13 protein-coding genes and 1 tRNA gene are annotated in these 13408 nt (G+C 64.7%); 6 read left to right on the top strand and 8 right to left on the bottom strand.

Annotated features, from left to right (window positions below; all coding sequences use genetic code 11):
- Positions 1-25 precede the first annotated feature (25 nt).
- A complete protein-coding gene (locus ATE62_RS05170; RefSeq protein WP_058806938.1) occupies positions 26-3142 on the top strand; it encodes an HTH domain-containing protein in 3117 nt (1038 codons plus the stop codon).
- The gene (locus ATE62_RS05175; RefSeq protein WP_058806939.1) at positions 3132-5048 is read left to right on the top strand and encodes a hypothetical protein; all 1917 of its coding nucleotides are present in this window, start codon (positions 3132-3134) and stop codon (positions 5046-5048) included. Before ATE62_RS05170 ends, ATE62_RS05175 begins: the two co-directional genes overlap by 11 nt.
- Before the next feature lie 69 nt (positions 5049-5117).
- Here ATE62_RS05175 and ATE62_RS05180 read toward each other — a convergent pair whose 3' ends face one another.
- A complete protein-coding gene (locus tag ATE62_RS05180) occupies positions 5118-5591 on the bottom strand; it encodes a hypothetical protein (protein WP_058806940.1) in 474 nt (157 codons plus the stop codon).
- Positions 5591-6193, bottom strand: coding sequence for an ECs_2282 family putative zinc-binding protein (locus tag ATE62_RS23545; RefSeq protein ID WP_197411606.1), 603 nt, complete (start codon positions 6191-6193; stop codon positions 5591-5593). Before ATE62_RS23545 ends, ATE62_RS05180 begins: the two co-directional genes overlap by 1 nt.
- Here ATE62_RS23545 and ATE62_RS05185 point away from each other — a divergent pair.
- A complete protein-coding gene (locus tag ATE62_RS05185; protein WP_156420433.1) occupies positions 6161-7618 on the top strand; it encodes a hypothetical protein in 1458 nt (485 codons plus the stop codon). The genes ATE62_RS23545 and ATE62_RS05185 overlap by 33 nt on opposite strands.
- Positions 7619-7834: 216 nt before the next feature.
- On the opposite strand, the gene ATE62_RS05190 is transcribed toward ATE62_RS05185, so the two are convergent.
- The 4 genes from ATE62_RS05190 to ATE62_RS05205 are packed head-to-tail and all read right to left on the bottom strand — an operon-like array spanning position 7835 to position 10026.
- Positions 7835-8071 (bottom strand): hypothetical protein, encoded by a 237-nt coding sequence (locus ATE62_RS05190; protein ID WP_058806943.1) that lies wholly within the window; start codon positions 8069-8071, stop codon positions 7835-7837.
- 4 nt (positions 8072-8075) lie between these two features.
- Positions 8076-8285: a DUF2274 domain-containing protein gene (locus ATE62_RS05195; RefSeq protein WP_058806944.1), complete on the bottom strand. Its 210-nt coding sequence runs from the start codon at positions 8283-8285 to the stop codon at positions 8076-8078.
- The gene (locus tag ATE62_RS05200) at positions 8285-9511 is read right to left on the bottom strand and encodes a TrbI/VirB10 family protein (RefSeq protein ID WP_231736126.1); all 1227 of its coding nucleotides are present in this window, start codon (positions 9509-9511) and stop codon (positions 8285-8287) included. The genes ATE62_RS05195 and ATE62_RS05200 overlap by 1 nt, the downstream gene beginning before the upstream one ends.
- On the bottom strand, positions 9508-10026 hold the full coding sequence (locus ATE62_RS05205) for a TrbG/VirB9 family P-type conjugative transfer protein (protein ID WP_231736128.1): 519 nt from the start codon (positions 10024-10026) through the stop codon (positions 9508-9510). The genes ATE62_RS05200 and ATE62_RS05205 overlap by 4 nt, the downstream gene beginning before the upstream one ends.
- A gap of 3 nt (positions 10027-10029) precedes the next feature.
- Here ATE62_RS05205 and ATE62_RS23830 point away from each other — a divergent pair, with 3 nt between their 5' ends.
- Together ATE62_RS23830 and ATE62_RS24075 are read left to right on the top strand one after the other, a co-directional pair.
- A complete protein-coding gene (locus ATE62_RS23830) occupies positions 10030-10554 on the top strand; it encodes a DNA -binding domain-containing protein (protein WP_231736129.1) in 525 nt (174 codons plus the stop codon).
- A 34-nt stretch (positions 10555-10588) separates the two neighbouring features.
- Positions 10589-10948, top strand: a complete 360-nt coding sequence (locus ATE62_RS24075; RefSeq protein ID WP_331458539.1) for a helix-turn-helix transcriptional regulator — start codon at positions 10589-10591, stop codon at positions 10946-10948.
- Between the two features lie 67 nt (positions 10949-11015).
- On the opposite strand, the gene ATE62_RS05220 is transcribed toward ATE62_RS24075, so the two are convergent.
- Positions 11016-12239: a tyrosine-type recombinase/integrase gene (locus ATE62_RS05220; protein ID WP_058806948.1), complete on the bottom strand. Its 1224-nt coding sequence runs from the start codon at positions 12237-12239 to the stop codon at positions 11016-11018.
- A 196-nt stretch (positions 12240-12435) separates the two neighbouring features.
- A tRNA-Tyr gene (locus ATE62_RS05225) sits at positions 12436-12521 on the bottom strand.
- Between the two features lie 80 nt (positions 12522-12601).
- Here ATE62_RS05225 and rlmB point away from each other — a divergent pair.
- Positions 12602-13369, top strand: coding sequence for a 23S rRNA (guanosine(2251)-2'-O)-methyltransferase RlmB (gene rlmB, locus ATE62_RS05230; protein ID WP_058806949.1), 768 nt, complete (start codon positions 12602-12604; stop codon positions 13367-13369).
- The last annotated feature ends 39 nt before the right edge of the window (positions 13370-13408 follow it).

A 13408-nucleotide genomic window follows, 5' to 3' on the forward strand; every position in this document is an offset into this window, starting at 1 on the left:
CGCGGACGATTTCGAGCGCACGCCGATGCTCTGTCATGTCGCCGCACTCGCGCGAATGACCCACAGCGTCGTCGCCGACATGCGCCGGTTCGCGGTGAACGGCGTTCCGCTGGACGCACGCCATTTTCCGCTCATCGATACGCCCGCAGCGATCGAGGATCGGCGCGAGGCGGCTCGCTTGTTTCGCGCCGGCGAAACGACCGCGCGCGACTTCTCAGGCCAGAAGGCAATTCGCTTCAACGCCACCTATGCCCTCTGGCTCGAGTTGCGCGATCCGGCGGACAGCGCAGCCGCCCGAGCGAGGCTTTCCGCGATCTTTGCTGTGGGCGACGACATCACCGCCTATATTCCCCTCGCGCTCGCCTGGGGCATTCCGATCGATCGCGACGCCGTCGATCGCGACCTCGCGCGCAGCATGGCGTTCGAGCCGAACGGCAACAGCGATATCGCAATTGCGCGGCTGGCGATGGCGACCTCGATCCCCGACCCCAAGGCCGCGATTGCCTATTTCGAGGCGCACGCCCTGATGATGGGCGAGCATCTCGCGCGCGCCGGACTGCTCGACATCGAAATCCGCCTTCTCGTCGCTGCGGACAGGTTCGCGCGGGCGCGCGAAAGGCTGCTCGCCGATGGCAGCCTGCTGACCGCGTCGGAACGCGAGGGCCTCGAACGCCTGCTCGATCGGGGAGCCGACGGCCTCGAGACGCACGATTTCGAGGAAGCCTATGCGCAAAACCCTGACACGGCGCATTTGAAGCGCCTCGTCGAGCATCTCGCCGGTCAGGATTTTTCAGACCGGCTCGTAGACCTTGGACGCGAGCTCGTCCGGCGAACGCATAACCTCCGCGAAGCCGAGATGTTGGCCGGGCTGCTCATCAACAACCAGCGCCACGACGATGTGGCGGCGTTGCTCGCCGACATCCCCGACCTCATCGACGGATCGCCGCTGCTCCGCAGCGCGCTCGCCTGGAACCGGATGCGCGAGGGCGATCTCAAGGGCGCTGAAACGCTGGTCGATGCGCTGCTGGCCGAGCGCGACGAACGCGACGACCGCAGCCTCCAGACCAACATCCTCATCCTGTCGGGGCGCTGGGCCGAGCTCGCGAATTTCGTCGAGGCGCAATGGGCCGCGCGCGAGAATCGCGAGGCCGATGAACTCGTCGGAGCCGCGCAACTCGCCCAGCAGATCGGTTCGCCCCGCGCCGCAGATCTCATGCGGTTCGCCGCCGAAAAGGGTGCCAACGACGCAAGCATCCTGCTCACCGCCTATACGCTCGCGACGCAAATGGGCCGCGAAGATGAGACAAGCGCTTTTGCCTGGTTCGAACAGGCGGCAGCGCTGTCGGGCGAGGACGGTCCGGTCCAGCGTATGTCGCTCGCCGAGATCGTCGATCGGGCGCCGGCGTGGAACGAACAGGTCGACCGGGCATCCGACATATGGCGCCGCGGCGAGGCACCGCTGCCGGTCGTCGCCGAGGCGGTGCGGCAGCCCAGCCTCGAGCTGTTGCTCACCCCGATCATCGCCAATCCCGACCGCACCGATCCGCGGCAGCGCACGATCGTTTCGGCCTTCAGCGGGGTTCGGGACGAGCGACCGGCGATCAGCGACGGCGCGATCGGCATCGACGGCAGTGCGCTCGTGACGCTCGCAAAGCTTGGTCGCCTCGAAGCCGTGCTGAGGCACCCTCGCGGCACCGTGCTTCCGCATGCGACACTAAGCTGGCTGTTTCTCGAGCGCCAGGACCTGCCCTTTCACCAGCCGAGCCGCATCACCGCGGCGCACGATCTGATGCGGCTGATGACGGATGCCCGGCTTCACCTGTTTTCGCCGCAGGGCGCGGTCGACGCCGGGCTGGGCGACCTCGTCGGCCGCTCGCTCGCCGCCATGCTCGTCGAGGCGGCGACCATCGGCGACGCCGAGCCGCGGCGCTATGTGATCCGGTCGGCCAAGGTCACGCGCGCCGGCTCCTTCCTCGACGAGGCGGTCGATCTGTCGGCGCATGCCCCGGCGCTCCGCAGTTGTCAGGCGCTCGTCGACGCGCTCGTGCTACGCGGCGTCGTGACCGACGCCGAAGAGGCGGCAGCGCGGCGCTATCTTGAACGGGCCGAAGAACGCTGGCCCGACGAGCAGCCGATCGCGCAAGGCGCCGACCTCTATCTCGACGATCTGTCGATCGCCTATCTTCGCACCACGGGGATGCTCGGGAAAATCGCGGCCGCAGGTTTTCGCGCCTTCATACCGCAACAGGAAGTCGCGACGGCCAAAGCCCTGATCGAGGCCGAACGCCGCGGTGACGCAATGGAAACGATCGTCGAAAGCCTTCGCGCGCTGCTGTCCGACGCGATTGCCAACGGCAGTGCGGTCCTCGATCGCTGGTTCGAAGACGATGGCGTCAAGGCACATCCGAATATCGCGATACTCCAGCTCGCGCCGAAAGTGGCCGTGGTGGTGAGCGATGACCGCTATATGAACCAATATCCGCATATCGACCATGACGGCAGCCAGACACCGATCTGGACCAGCCTCGATCTCCTCGACCTCCTCGAAGCGGAAGGCCGGCTTACACGCGAGCAGCTATGGGCCGACCGCACCGCGCTCCGGCAATACGGCTATGCCCTGATCCCGAGCGACCAGGATGAAATCGAATATCATCTGTCGAGAAGCCCCGTGGCCGACGGCGCATTGGCTGAGAATGCCGCGCTCAAGGCGTTTCGCGAGAATCTGCGCCTCGCGCAGCAGCGCGGATGGCTCGTGCTGATGAAGGAGAGCCCATGGATATTCGGCCTGCTTGGCGATCTCGGCAAGGCGATCCAGTCACAATGGACCGATGACATATCCGACGAGGTGGCACGAGCGCGGTCGCACTGGCTGCTCGCCTGCGCCGACATGCGCAACTGGGCGGGATGCCTCGATGGCGATCAGACCAATATCGCCCGCTACGGCATGGCGATCGCCTATGCCCGGCTGCTGATGAACCGGGTCGAGCCGCGATCCGAAACCGCACTTGCCCGGATGGATGCCTGGCTCGAGGAATTGCTGTCCGATCTCGAGTCCGGGCAGCCCGATATCCATCGCTGGCTCATCGAGCATCTTCGTCTTGCGATCACCGTCCATGCGCGGGATGCCGTCGATGAAGAATAAGCCCGAAGACCTCAGGAAGAGCCTGGCGATGCTGCTGCTCTATCCGCCCTTCCTCCACGGACCGATCGGCGAAGACGAGGCTTTTCGCGAGGCCTTGCAACTCGAGTTCGGCCAGAGGATCCTCATCGATCAGGGCGCGGTGAGCTTCGATCGCGACAAATTCCATGACGCGACCGCCGAGCTTTATGCGGCGGGCAAGGCGGTCGCCGTCACCGACACCGCGCGCAAGAAATGGACCTTATCGCTCGAGATGCTCGATGACGGAGCAGTTCTCCACCTCGCACGCGGCAAGGCGCAATATCGTCTCAAAGGCGCCCCGATGCTGATGCCTGTCGCGGCCGACCGCGAAGCCGCCTTTGCTCGTCTTCTCCAAAAGGCAGGCTTCCCGCCAGATCATTTCGGCGCGTGGCGGACCTTGATTCAACAGCGAACATTGTCCTCGTACGAGATCGAAGCGTTCGAGGCCGAGCTCGAACGATCTCCCGTCGTGGCCGGTCGGCGCATCCGAAAGGAGATCGCACTAGCAACGGGCCAAACCACGAGCATCGCGCCGCCCTTCCGCAGCTATTATGCAGCCCTTGCCGGCGCGGCGCCTGTAACCGACGTCGCAGATTTCCGGTCATCCGTCCTGCCCGCGATTGTCGCAAACTGGCTGAACTGGGACGAGACCGAAGGCGCGAAGATGGCGCTGCTGAGTGCCAGCCACGGCGGCTTCACCGCCGCCAGTCCGCTTGCCGATCTGCCAGCCGATCGGCTCGTCGCGCTTGCCGAATGGGCCGCCAGCGACGGCGATCTCCTTTCGAAGGTCGGCATGGTCGAGCTTGGACTTGCCATGCTGCCGCGCGCGCCTGGCCTCGTCGTACCGCTCACGCAGCTCGTCGAAGAGCTGCGCGACATGGATCCCGGCGCCTCTGAAGCGCGCGTCAACCTGTTGATGGCTGCCTATATTCTTATCGAGGGCGAACTCGCTCGGACGCGAATACTCGGCGACTTTCCCCCTTTCCAACGCCGGATCGCCGCGCTGGCGCAGGCATCGCTCTTCGAACGGATGGCCTTCGGGCAGGTCGACGCGGCGCATTTTGGACGATGGGCGCTCGACGTCCGGGGCCGGAACTTTCTGCTGCAATCGCTGATCGATCTCAGGACCGAACCGCGCTGGCCGCCTGAAGGCGCGGCGGCCGACCGGCTCGACGCGGATTTTATGGGACGCATCCACAATGCCGCCGGGACCTATGCGGACAACATCGAAGATCCCGTCCTGCGCGACCTTCTGGTCGGCTCCGGACCGGGCAGCATGGCCAAACGCATCCGCTTTCCGGCGAGCTTTCTACCCGGCCCAATTGAGGGCGCCACCAACCCGGCCCCGGATGCGCCGCAGGAATTCGCCGTTATCCTCGACCGCGCGCTCGGCGGCGAAGAGCTGACCGCTCAGAGTGTGATCGCCCTGATCAATATGAGCTCGCTGTTCCGCGTCGAGAATGACCGGATCGATCGGGCAATCGCGTTGATCCGCGCCGCGAGCTTCCATTTCACCGGCGAGGTGGCGGTCGAGAAGCGCAATCAGTTGCTCGACGGGCTCGCGAAAGTCGCCGCAAACACGCGAAGGCCGGACCTCGCCAAGGATGTTCGCATCATGCTTCGGCGCTTGCGGATCGACGGGGATTCCGCTCTCCCGGCGTCGAAGGAATTTCTGACCTGCCTGATCGCGGCGGCCGCGCATGCCGAACTCGACGTCTGGGCGCAATTTGTCGGCGATTGCGCCGTCGAGCTTGCGCTCGACGTCGACGATCTTGAGGAGGCCGGGATTCTCCACAACGATTTGACCTATCTTTGCGCGTACGAGCCCGCACTGCGCAGCACGGCAGGACGCGCGCTCGCCGCGCTGGAAGGGCTTCTGGGACTATGAGATGGTTTTCGCGAAAGCGGTACGCACCGCTCAGGCCGCGTGTCTATCCCCCCGGCAGCGGGTTGCCCGTCAGAGATGCAGCACCAATTCCTTGCTGCGCCCCTGTTCCTTGTCGTCGTCCCAGAGGAGCCTGACCTCCATCGTCAGATCCGATCCTAGATGGACGAAACAGATGAGGTCGACATTCTGCTGCCGTTCAAGCATCGCCAGCGGAAACTTCTTCTCGACTTCGCCCCTGCTAAGCAGATCGCCGCCGCGGAGCATCTCGAGCCTGACGTTGCGCGCGACGCCGGGCCCGCGGTTGAAGATCTTGAGGCGGCAATCATTCTTGCCGATCTTGATGAAATTCGCCGAGACATCGGCCGCCTGTTGGCCTTCTGCGTCGGCCGCCTCGCGCGCGATCAGCATTTCGTTGAGGCGCTGCGCGGTCTCGGCGAACGCGTTCTGCCGTTTGTTGAAGCGCGTCGTCTGGATCACCGACCAGACGGCGACGATTAGGGCCAGAAACGCTGCGACGTCGGATAGCGTGAGCGTGAAGGCCATTATTTGAACCGCACGCCATTCTTGCCTCTGAAGGCCTTGGCGAGTGAATCGTGGAGATGCCTTCGAAGGTCAGCGACAACCTCGGCCTTCACCTCCGCGACCTCGGCCTCGATGACCGGGCCATTCTCGCGGATCAATTCGTCGCGCGTGAACATGCGGTCGCAACTCGTACACCGGATGGGACCATCCTCATCGCGGTCGAAATCCTTGTGTCCGCACGTCGGGCACATCAGTGTGATCGATCGATTATATTTCCCGTCTTCCATCACAAAGTCCCATCCTCGATAGGCATCGGAGCCTGGCCGTGCCGCCAATATAGGAGAATTTTGTCCGACCCGACATCCCGGCTTTGTTCCAGCCGAACAAAAGTCGTCCAAACCGGATACATTAGCCTTATCCTGTATCGCTGCCGCAGGGCATCGCGGATGAAGGATGGTAAGGAGAGCAGAATGCACCCGGGGCGCCGTAACGGGCAGATATCGAAACGAAGTGGGCAGTCCGGCCTCGGCCCGCAGGTCTATCGCCGCAGATTGCGCCGATATCTCCAGCGTGCGGATGACAGCAAATTCTTGCAGATGCTCTGGTGCGTCGATGCTCTCCACTCGGATCGCGCTGCCGCGGCTGAAGCAATCAATTTCAGATTTGATCCCGCCCTCGCTACCCAAAGCCTCGCGGCGCATCGCGTCTTTGCCTGGGAGCTCGACACGCTCGCCAACGAGCTTCTAATCACACCCAAGGAAGCCGCCCGGTCCGGGCGGCAGCTTCTGCTCGACTGTAGCCACTATGGCACCGCTCTCGAATGCGCGCGCGCGCTGCGCAAGCTGGAAAATGCGCAGGACCGCCGCTCACTGGATCGCGTCGGGGTGATCAGCGAGATGCACCGCCTCACCCAGCGGCAGTTTGAGTGGCAATGGGGCTTCGCGGACCTGCCGACGCTGTACCGCTCGGTCAGGCTCTTTGGGCAAGGGTCCAGCGGCGCCTATTTTGAAGAAACGCACGGTCTCACCGTTTCCGACTTTGTCTATCTCGGGCTCATCCTCTGCCGCGCCTTCTTCGGAAAGCCCGTTTGGAAGGCGTCCTCCCCGCTCGAGCAATATGGCGTCGACGATCGGACACGTAGGCGTGGGTTGGCGCGCCTAGCGATCACCATGGATGATGCACGGGCTTGGGCTTGCGAGAAGTGTCATCCCAAACTCCACACCGCGTACCGGCCGAGCGTTTTGCGCGAGCACCCTATCCTGCTGACCGGCGAACGGAGCCAAATCATGATGGCTCCAATCGTCGGCCTGCTGTTTCAGCGGGTCACGCAAGGTCTCTATCTCGATGTCGTCGGGGGTGGGCTGGCCGTGTGGCAGACAATAGGGAAGGAATTTGAGCGTTACGCTTTTGAGCTTCTAACAGCGATGCTGCCGGGTTCAACTGTCGCGCCCGAGCGTCGCTATCGCATTCGCAAAAATCAGTTCGACGGACCGGACATTGAGATTTCCCGCAACGACCGGATCGAGTTGCTAGTAGAGTGCAAGGCGAAACGGCTGACTTTCGAGGCCCGCTTTTCGGAAAACCCGCTTGATGATGCGGGAGAGGCTTATGCCGAAATCATTAAGGGTGTCTTCCAGATCTGGCGCTTCGCCTCGCGTGTGCGCCGCGGGTTGGTCCCCGGCGCAGTTTTGGCCGAACGGCCGGTTGGTATGGTCATTACCCTCGATCCTTGGCTCACCATGGCCAACGATCAGGGTCGCGAGGTGATGGCGGCAGCTCGCCGTATGTGTGCGGAGAAAGAACCAGATCTAACCGACCAGGACTTCTGTCCCATCTTGTTCACATCGGTTCGGGAGCTTGAGCGCTGCCAGCTTCTCGGCAGCGAGGAAAGCTTTTTCGCGACCATCGCAAAGGGGTCCGACGGTGATCACGAGGCATGGCTGTTCTCGGTCATCCATGATGAGGTCGCGCCCGAGAAAGATGAGCCCCGCGACTACCCGTTCGCCGACGATGTCAAAAGGCTTCTGCCTTGGTGGCCGAAAATATAGTGCCGCGGTCGGGCTGATGAATGTCTCCTTTCAGACCGATCTGACCATCCTCGCAACGGCCGACATGAGGCGCAAAGCGGACTTAGCTCGGACGACTTGCGTATGATGAAACCGCGTGTCGCCGCAGGCCGACCGATCGAAAAGCCTACAAAACTGCGCCGTGCCGCAATGACTTTCGCTGTCCTATCGCGGTAGGTCACGAAAATTCTCGCGCCGTCACCAAAGCGCGCGCGTGTCCATCCACGCGAGTACGTCTGCCAGCTTGAGCCGGGGCCGCGGTATCTTGCCCCGGCTCATGTCATATTCCTTCGGGAAACCCGCCGCCCGATCGCGCCGATAGCGATCGATCGTACGCCGCGACACGCGCGCGATGCGCGCGAAATCCTCGACGGTGATAAACCGCTCACCACCGACGGGCAGGCCCGTCCCCTTGCCGGACCCCGCACCGGCCATACGGCTACCTTTTCGACCGCGCGAACGCGCGGTCGCTCTCGAGAAAGGCCGCCAGCATAAAAGGAATGAGCTCAGCGACCGGCTCGGCCTTGCCATAGGCCTGCTCATAGGCGGCGGCATAGGCGCCGAGCGCTTCGGCCAGTTCGGGGAGAAGCTGGATCGTCATCTTGATCGGGGTGCGGTCGGGAATCTTCGGCAACTTTAGATCGACCATCACAGCCTCCACGGCTTGAGCACAAGGTCCTGGTGAACGACGACGCGCAAGGGCCAGCCCGGGCGGACACGGATCGTCGGCGGAATGTCGAGATGGCGATCGACGAGACGATCGCCCGCACGCGCGCCATTCTGCTGCGCCGACTGGCGCAATGCCCGGACGAGCTCGCTCTCCTCGCCGCCGAAGCCGAGTTCGGTGCCGGCGCCAAGAAGCGTCGACAGCGCGACGCCTTTGAACAGCGAGCCGCTGTGTAGGTCGACGCTGTCGGCAAGCCCCGCCTGCCCTGCAGCATCGCTAGCGGGTACATCCTCCATTCGGAGCGACGAGCCGTCGGGCCAGATGATCCGCTGCCAGACGACGCGCGCCCGGCGCTGCCCGAAAGCGGTCCGGTCGTCATAGCGCCCGACGAGCCGCGCCCCCTGCGGGATCAGCAACACCCGTCCCGTGATACTGTCATGCACATTCTCGGTGACTTGCGCGACCACGAGCCCCGGGACGTCGCTGTTGAGGCCGGTAACCAGCGACGCCGCGATCACGCTGCCACTGCTCAGCAGCCATGGCGCGGCCGCGATCCGATGCGGGTTGACGTCGACTGCGCCTGCGGACCCTCCAGGGACGCCTGCCCCGGCAGCGACACCCGCCGGCGCCGCGACAGCGTCCACGCCGGGGGCCGCATCCGCAGCGAGGGGGACAGGCAGAGCCGCCGGCGCGCGCGCCGTCCCGGCAAGCTTCATCATCACCCCCGACTGCCGCGCCGCCGCTGCTTCCGCCTCGATCGCCTGCCTGCGGGCCGCGGCACCGTCGTCGGCCGCCGCGTCCGCCATGCCGGGAGACAGTCCGCCCTCCGCGCGCTGGCGCGCGAGGATCGCACGGCCGAGGTCGCCGGGCAGCGGCGGTCCGAGTTCGGGCACCGCGTCATAGCTGCCCGGCGCCTTCGCCAGCGCCTCGGGTGCGCCTCCAGCCTTGTCCGGTCTCTCCTCGTCGAGTGCGACGAGCCGGAAGGTCGCCGGCTTCAGCGCGATCCATGCGGCACCCGCGATGCCGAGCGACACCGTCACCGCGAGCGCGATGATCAGTTTACGCCGGAACCGGACGGCGCGCCGCGGCGTGCCGCGCAGCACGAGCGTCTCGGGATCGACTTTCGGCGCAGCGGCACCCGGCACCGCCGTTTCGATTGTCTCCCCCGCGGGATCAGCGCGGCGTCCCTCATCGACCGGGGCGTTCACTTGCCCTTCCCCTTGCAGCGCGACTTGCCGGTCCGGTCGCTGCTGCAGATGCGGACGACCGTCTGCTTCTTCTCGCCCTGCCGCAGCTCGGCCACGCCGAAGAGTCGGTCGACGATGTAGAAGCGGCCCGCGACACGATAGTTGACGAGTTCGGCGGCGCCATTGTCGCCGACCACGAACAAGGGCGGTGCGACATCGCGCGCGATCGCCTCCGGAAACTCGATGAAGACCTGCCGTCCGTCGTCGAAGGCGCGCAGCGGCCGCCAGACCGGGTCGTCGCCGCGGATCACATAGGAAAAGTCGAGCGCCGCAGGGTCGAGACCATCCGCGACCGGTGTGCTCTGCGCCGCGGTGGCGGCCCCGCGCTCGATCGCGAGCAGCGCGTCGGCGGAATAGGTCCAGCCGACTGAAGCCATCGCCGCGCGCGCGCCGCTCTCGAGCGCGAGGTGATAGACGCGCCGGTCGGTGGTGATCACGAGATTGGTCCTGAGCCCGGGCGCGAGCGGCTTGATCATAATGTGCGTGCGGCGCAGCGCACCCGCCCCGCCGATGTGGTTGGCGCGGCCGACGACCTCGTCGATATCCGATCGCTTTCCGCCCTCGTGTCGGTCGAGGTCGATGCGGCGCATGTGGAACATTGGCTGCTCAGCGACGGGCACTGGGTGGTTCGCCTCGACCTTCACGACGGCACGCTGCTCGGCGGACCGACCCTGGTCGAGCATCGCGTGACCGGCCTCGCATCGGCAGAGCCGAAGATCGAAGCGCTCCGGCGGTTCGTCCTCCTCGCCCGGAAGGGCCGGCTCTCGGCATCGCTTTTGCCCCGCGAACGGCGTGCGGCGCAGTGGATCCTCGAACTGCGCGCCGGAGACGCGCTCCTCGAAGGCGCACCTCAGCAGGCGATAGCGCGCGCGCTGTTCCGGCATGCCATAGCCCCCGAGCGATGGCGGATCGAAAGCGCCTCCTATCGCCTGAGGGTGCAAAGGCTCGTTCGCGCCGCGCGCCGCTATCTTGCCGCGCCGCTCAGCGGTCCATGGTTCGATTGACGGTACGCGCCGGCAGGGACGTGCACGATGTCGCATGGCGGAACGGCCTGCAGCACCCGCCGGCGACAGGACGAAGCATCGCTGCACGCCCGCCCATAACCGGCTCCGGGGGCTTGATGGGCGGATCCTGCGCATTCAGATCGGATTGGGGAGCGTCAAAGCGAAGACAGGATATGCCATGGAACCCGAACGATTTCTGCGAATGCAAAGCGTGCTCGACCGGACCGGCCTCAGCCGCGCGACGCTCTACCGGCAAATCCGCGACGGCAGCTTTCCCCACCAGCTTCAGCTCACCCGTCGATGCGTCGCATGGCGCGAGTCGGAGGTTCAAAGCTGGATGGCTGAGCGGTTCGGCGAGCGGGCGGACAATACCGACGCTCCGCCGCGAAATTGAGCACAGCCGACTTCAAAGCCGGTAGTTGCACGACCTCTGGCTGCGGTGTGATGCCGCCGATGCACGCCTAATCGAGGCTGCGTCCATTTGGGTCCTGCGGTACCGCCCCGGCAGCGCCTCCGGCACAATAGCTTCCCCACGCGTCCATCAGCCTGACACGCGCGCCCGGCTGGGCCGACGTGCCAAGATAGGTTGTACGGCGATAGGCCGCCTGCACGGCGTCAGGTGTTTTGTGAGCCAGCGCCGCTTCCACCACGGCGTCCGCAAAATCCTCGTTGGCCGCCCAGTCGGTGAATGTGGAACGGAAGCCGTGCACATGGAACGGCTCCTTCATATCGCGTAGCACCTTCAGCAACGTCATGTCGGACATCGGCTTTCCAACCGCTCCGGGGAAAACGACCTCTGTATCGGGGAGCCGAAAGGCATTTGCTTTGGCCAGCACCGCGAGAGCCGCGTCCGATAGCGGGACCATGTGGGCCTTGGCCCGCTTCATGTGGTCGGCCGGAATGGTCCAGAGGCGCCCCTCGAAATCGAACTCATCCCAAGTCGCGAGCCGAACCTCCTGGCTGCGCACGCCTGTCAGGATGAGCAGTTCGAGCGCCAGCCGTCCGAATGCGGGCTTTCGACGCAAGGCGACCATGAAGTCGGGCAGCGCGCTGTAAGGCATCGCCTTGCGATTCTCGCGCGATTTCACTTGGCGGGGCAATCCGCGCCCGGCTTTCAGGCTGCCGTTGCCCGACGGGGCTTCGCTGGAGCGCCAGCCTTTTGCATGCGCATAATCGAGGACGACGCAGATTCGGTTGCGCACCTGACGCGCTGTTTCGGGAATCTCCTGCCATATCGGCAACAGCACGTCGATGATGTCCGCCGCGGAGATTCTCCCAGTTGGAAGGTCGCCCAATTTCGGGAAAGCATGGCTCTCGAGGGCCGCAAGCCATTGGCGGGCATAGACGGCGCTTTTCCAGCCTGCCGCATTCTCGCTATGATATTGGCGCGCCGCTTCGCGGAACGTAACCTTCGCGGCGGCTTCATCCTTCCTCTCTGCGAGCACATCGCGACCCTCGATCTTGACCGCCTTCCGAAGTTCACTGGCTTTCTCACGCGCCTCCGCAAGAGGAAGCAGCTTGGCGCTGCCCAAGCCGATATCCTGGCGTTTGCCGTCACGTTGCAGCCTAAGAAGCCAAGAGGCCCCTCCCCGCTTATCGACCTTCAGAAATAGCCCGTCGCCGTCCTGATACGTGCCGGGATTCGCCAATGCTGCCTTGACCGCCAAAGCTGTAAGCTTTTTCATAGGGTTAACCCAATTTTTTACCCCCACACTCGGAAGCCCGATTCTTAGGGGTCGAAAAATTTACCCCCACATTCTCCCCACACTTTTCACTGCGCTGCAGTGATCTGCGATGAGATGCAGAGGAACGACCGAGGGATAATACCCTAGGTTTTCTGCGGCTTCCAGCGATTTTAGGAGATGCCCTCGGACCAGAGGGTGGTGGACAGGGCTGGATTCGAACCAGCGTACGGAAAACCGGGCAGATTTACAGTCTGCTGCCTTTAACCACTCGGCCACCTGTCCATGGGGTCCGCGTCGGGAAGCGGTCCATTGGCGAAAGCGGGCTTGCCTGTCAATGCCGCTCGTGGGAAAGGCGCGGCGTTATGAGACAATTTTCGCGCCACCGCCGCCCCGCCGGCCAGTCGTCCAAGGGCCAGCCCATCCGTTTCTGGGGCCGTCACGCCGTGCTCGCCGCGCTCGCCAATCCCGAACGCACCGTCAAGCGCATCTGGGGCACGCGCGAAGCGCTTGGCCAGCTCGACCTGCCGCCGGTGGTGCCGATCAGCTATGCCGACGTCACCGACCTCGCGCGCCTCGTCGCGCGCGACGCGCCGCACCAGGGGCTGGTGATCGAGGTCGACCCGCTCGAGGGCGTCTATCTCGGCGACCTGTTGCAGGAAGAACTCGACGCCGAGAGCCGGCGCCCGATCATCATCCTCGATCAGGTCACCGACCCGCATAATATCGGCGCGGTGCTGCGCTCGGCGGCGGCGTTCGACGCGGCGTGCATCGTCACCCAGGACCGCCACAGCCCGCCCGAAAGCGGCGTGATCGCGCGCTCGGCATCGGGCGCACTCGAAACCGTGCCATGGGTGCGTGTGGTCAACCTGTCGCGCGCGCTCGAGGAGATCGCCGAGGCGCAATATTGGCGCATCGGGCTGATGGGCGACACCGAGACGGTGCTCGGCTCGGTGCTCGACGGCAGCAAGGTCGCGCTGGTGCTGGGCTCCGAAGGCGACGGCATGCGCCACAATGTCATGGAACACTGCGACGTGCTGGCGAAACTGCCGATCTCGCCGCGCATGGAAAGCCTGAACATTTCCAACGCCGCGGCGATCGCGCTCTACGCAGTCGCGACGGCGACCTCATGATCGTCGCCCCCGCGAAGGCGGGGGCCGCTGGAGGAAAAG

Origin of the sequence: Sphingopyxis sp. HIX (genome assembly GCF_001468285.1) — a bacterium.
Lineage (GTDB): Bacteria > Pseudomonadota > Alphaproteobacteria > Sphingomonadales > Sphingomonadaceae > Sphingopyxis.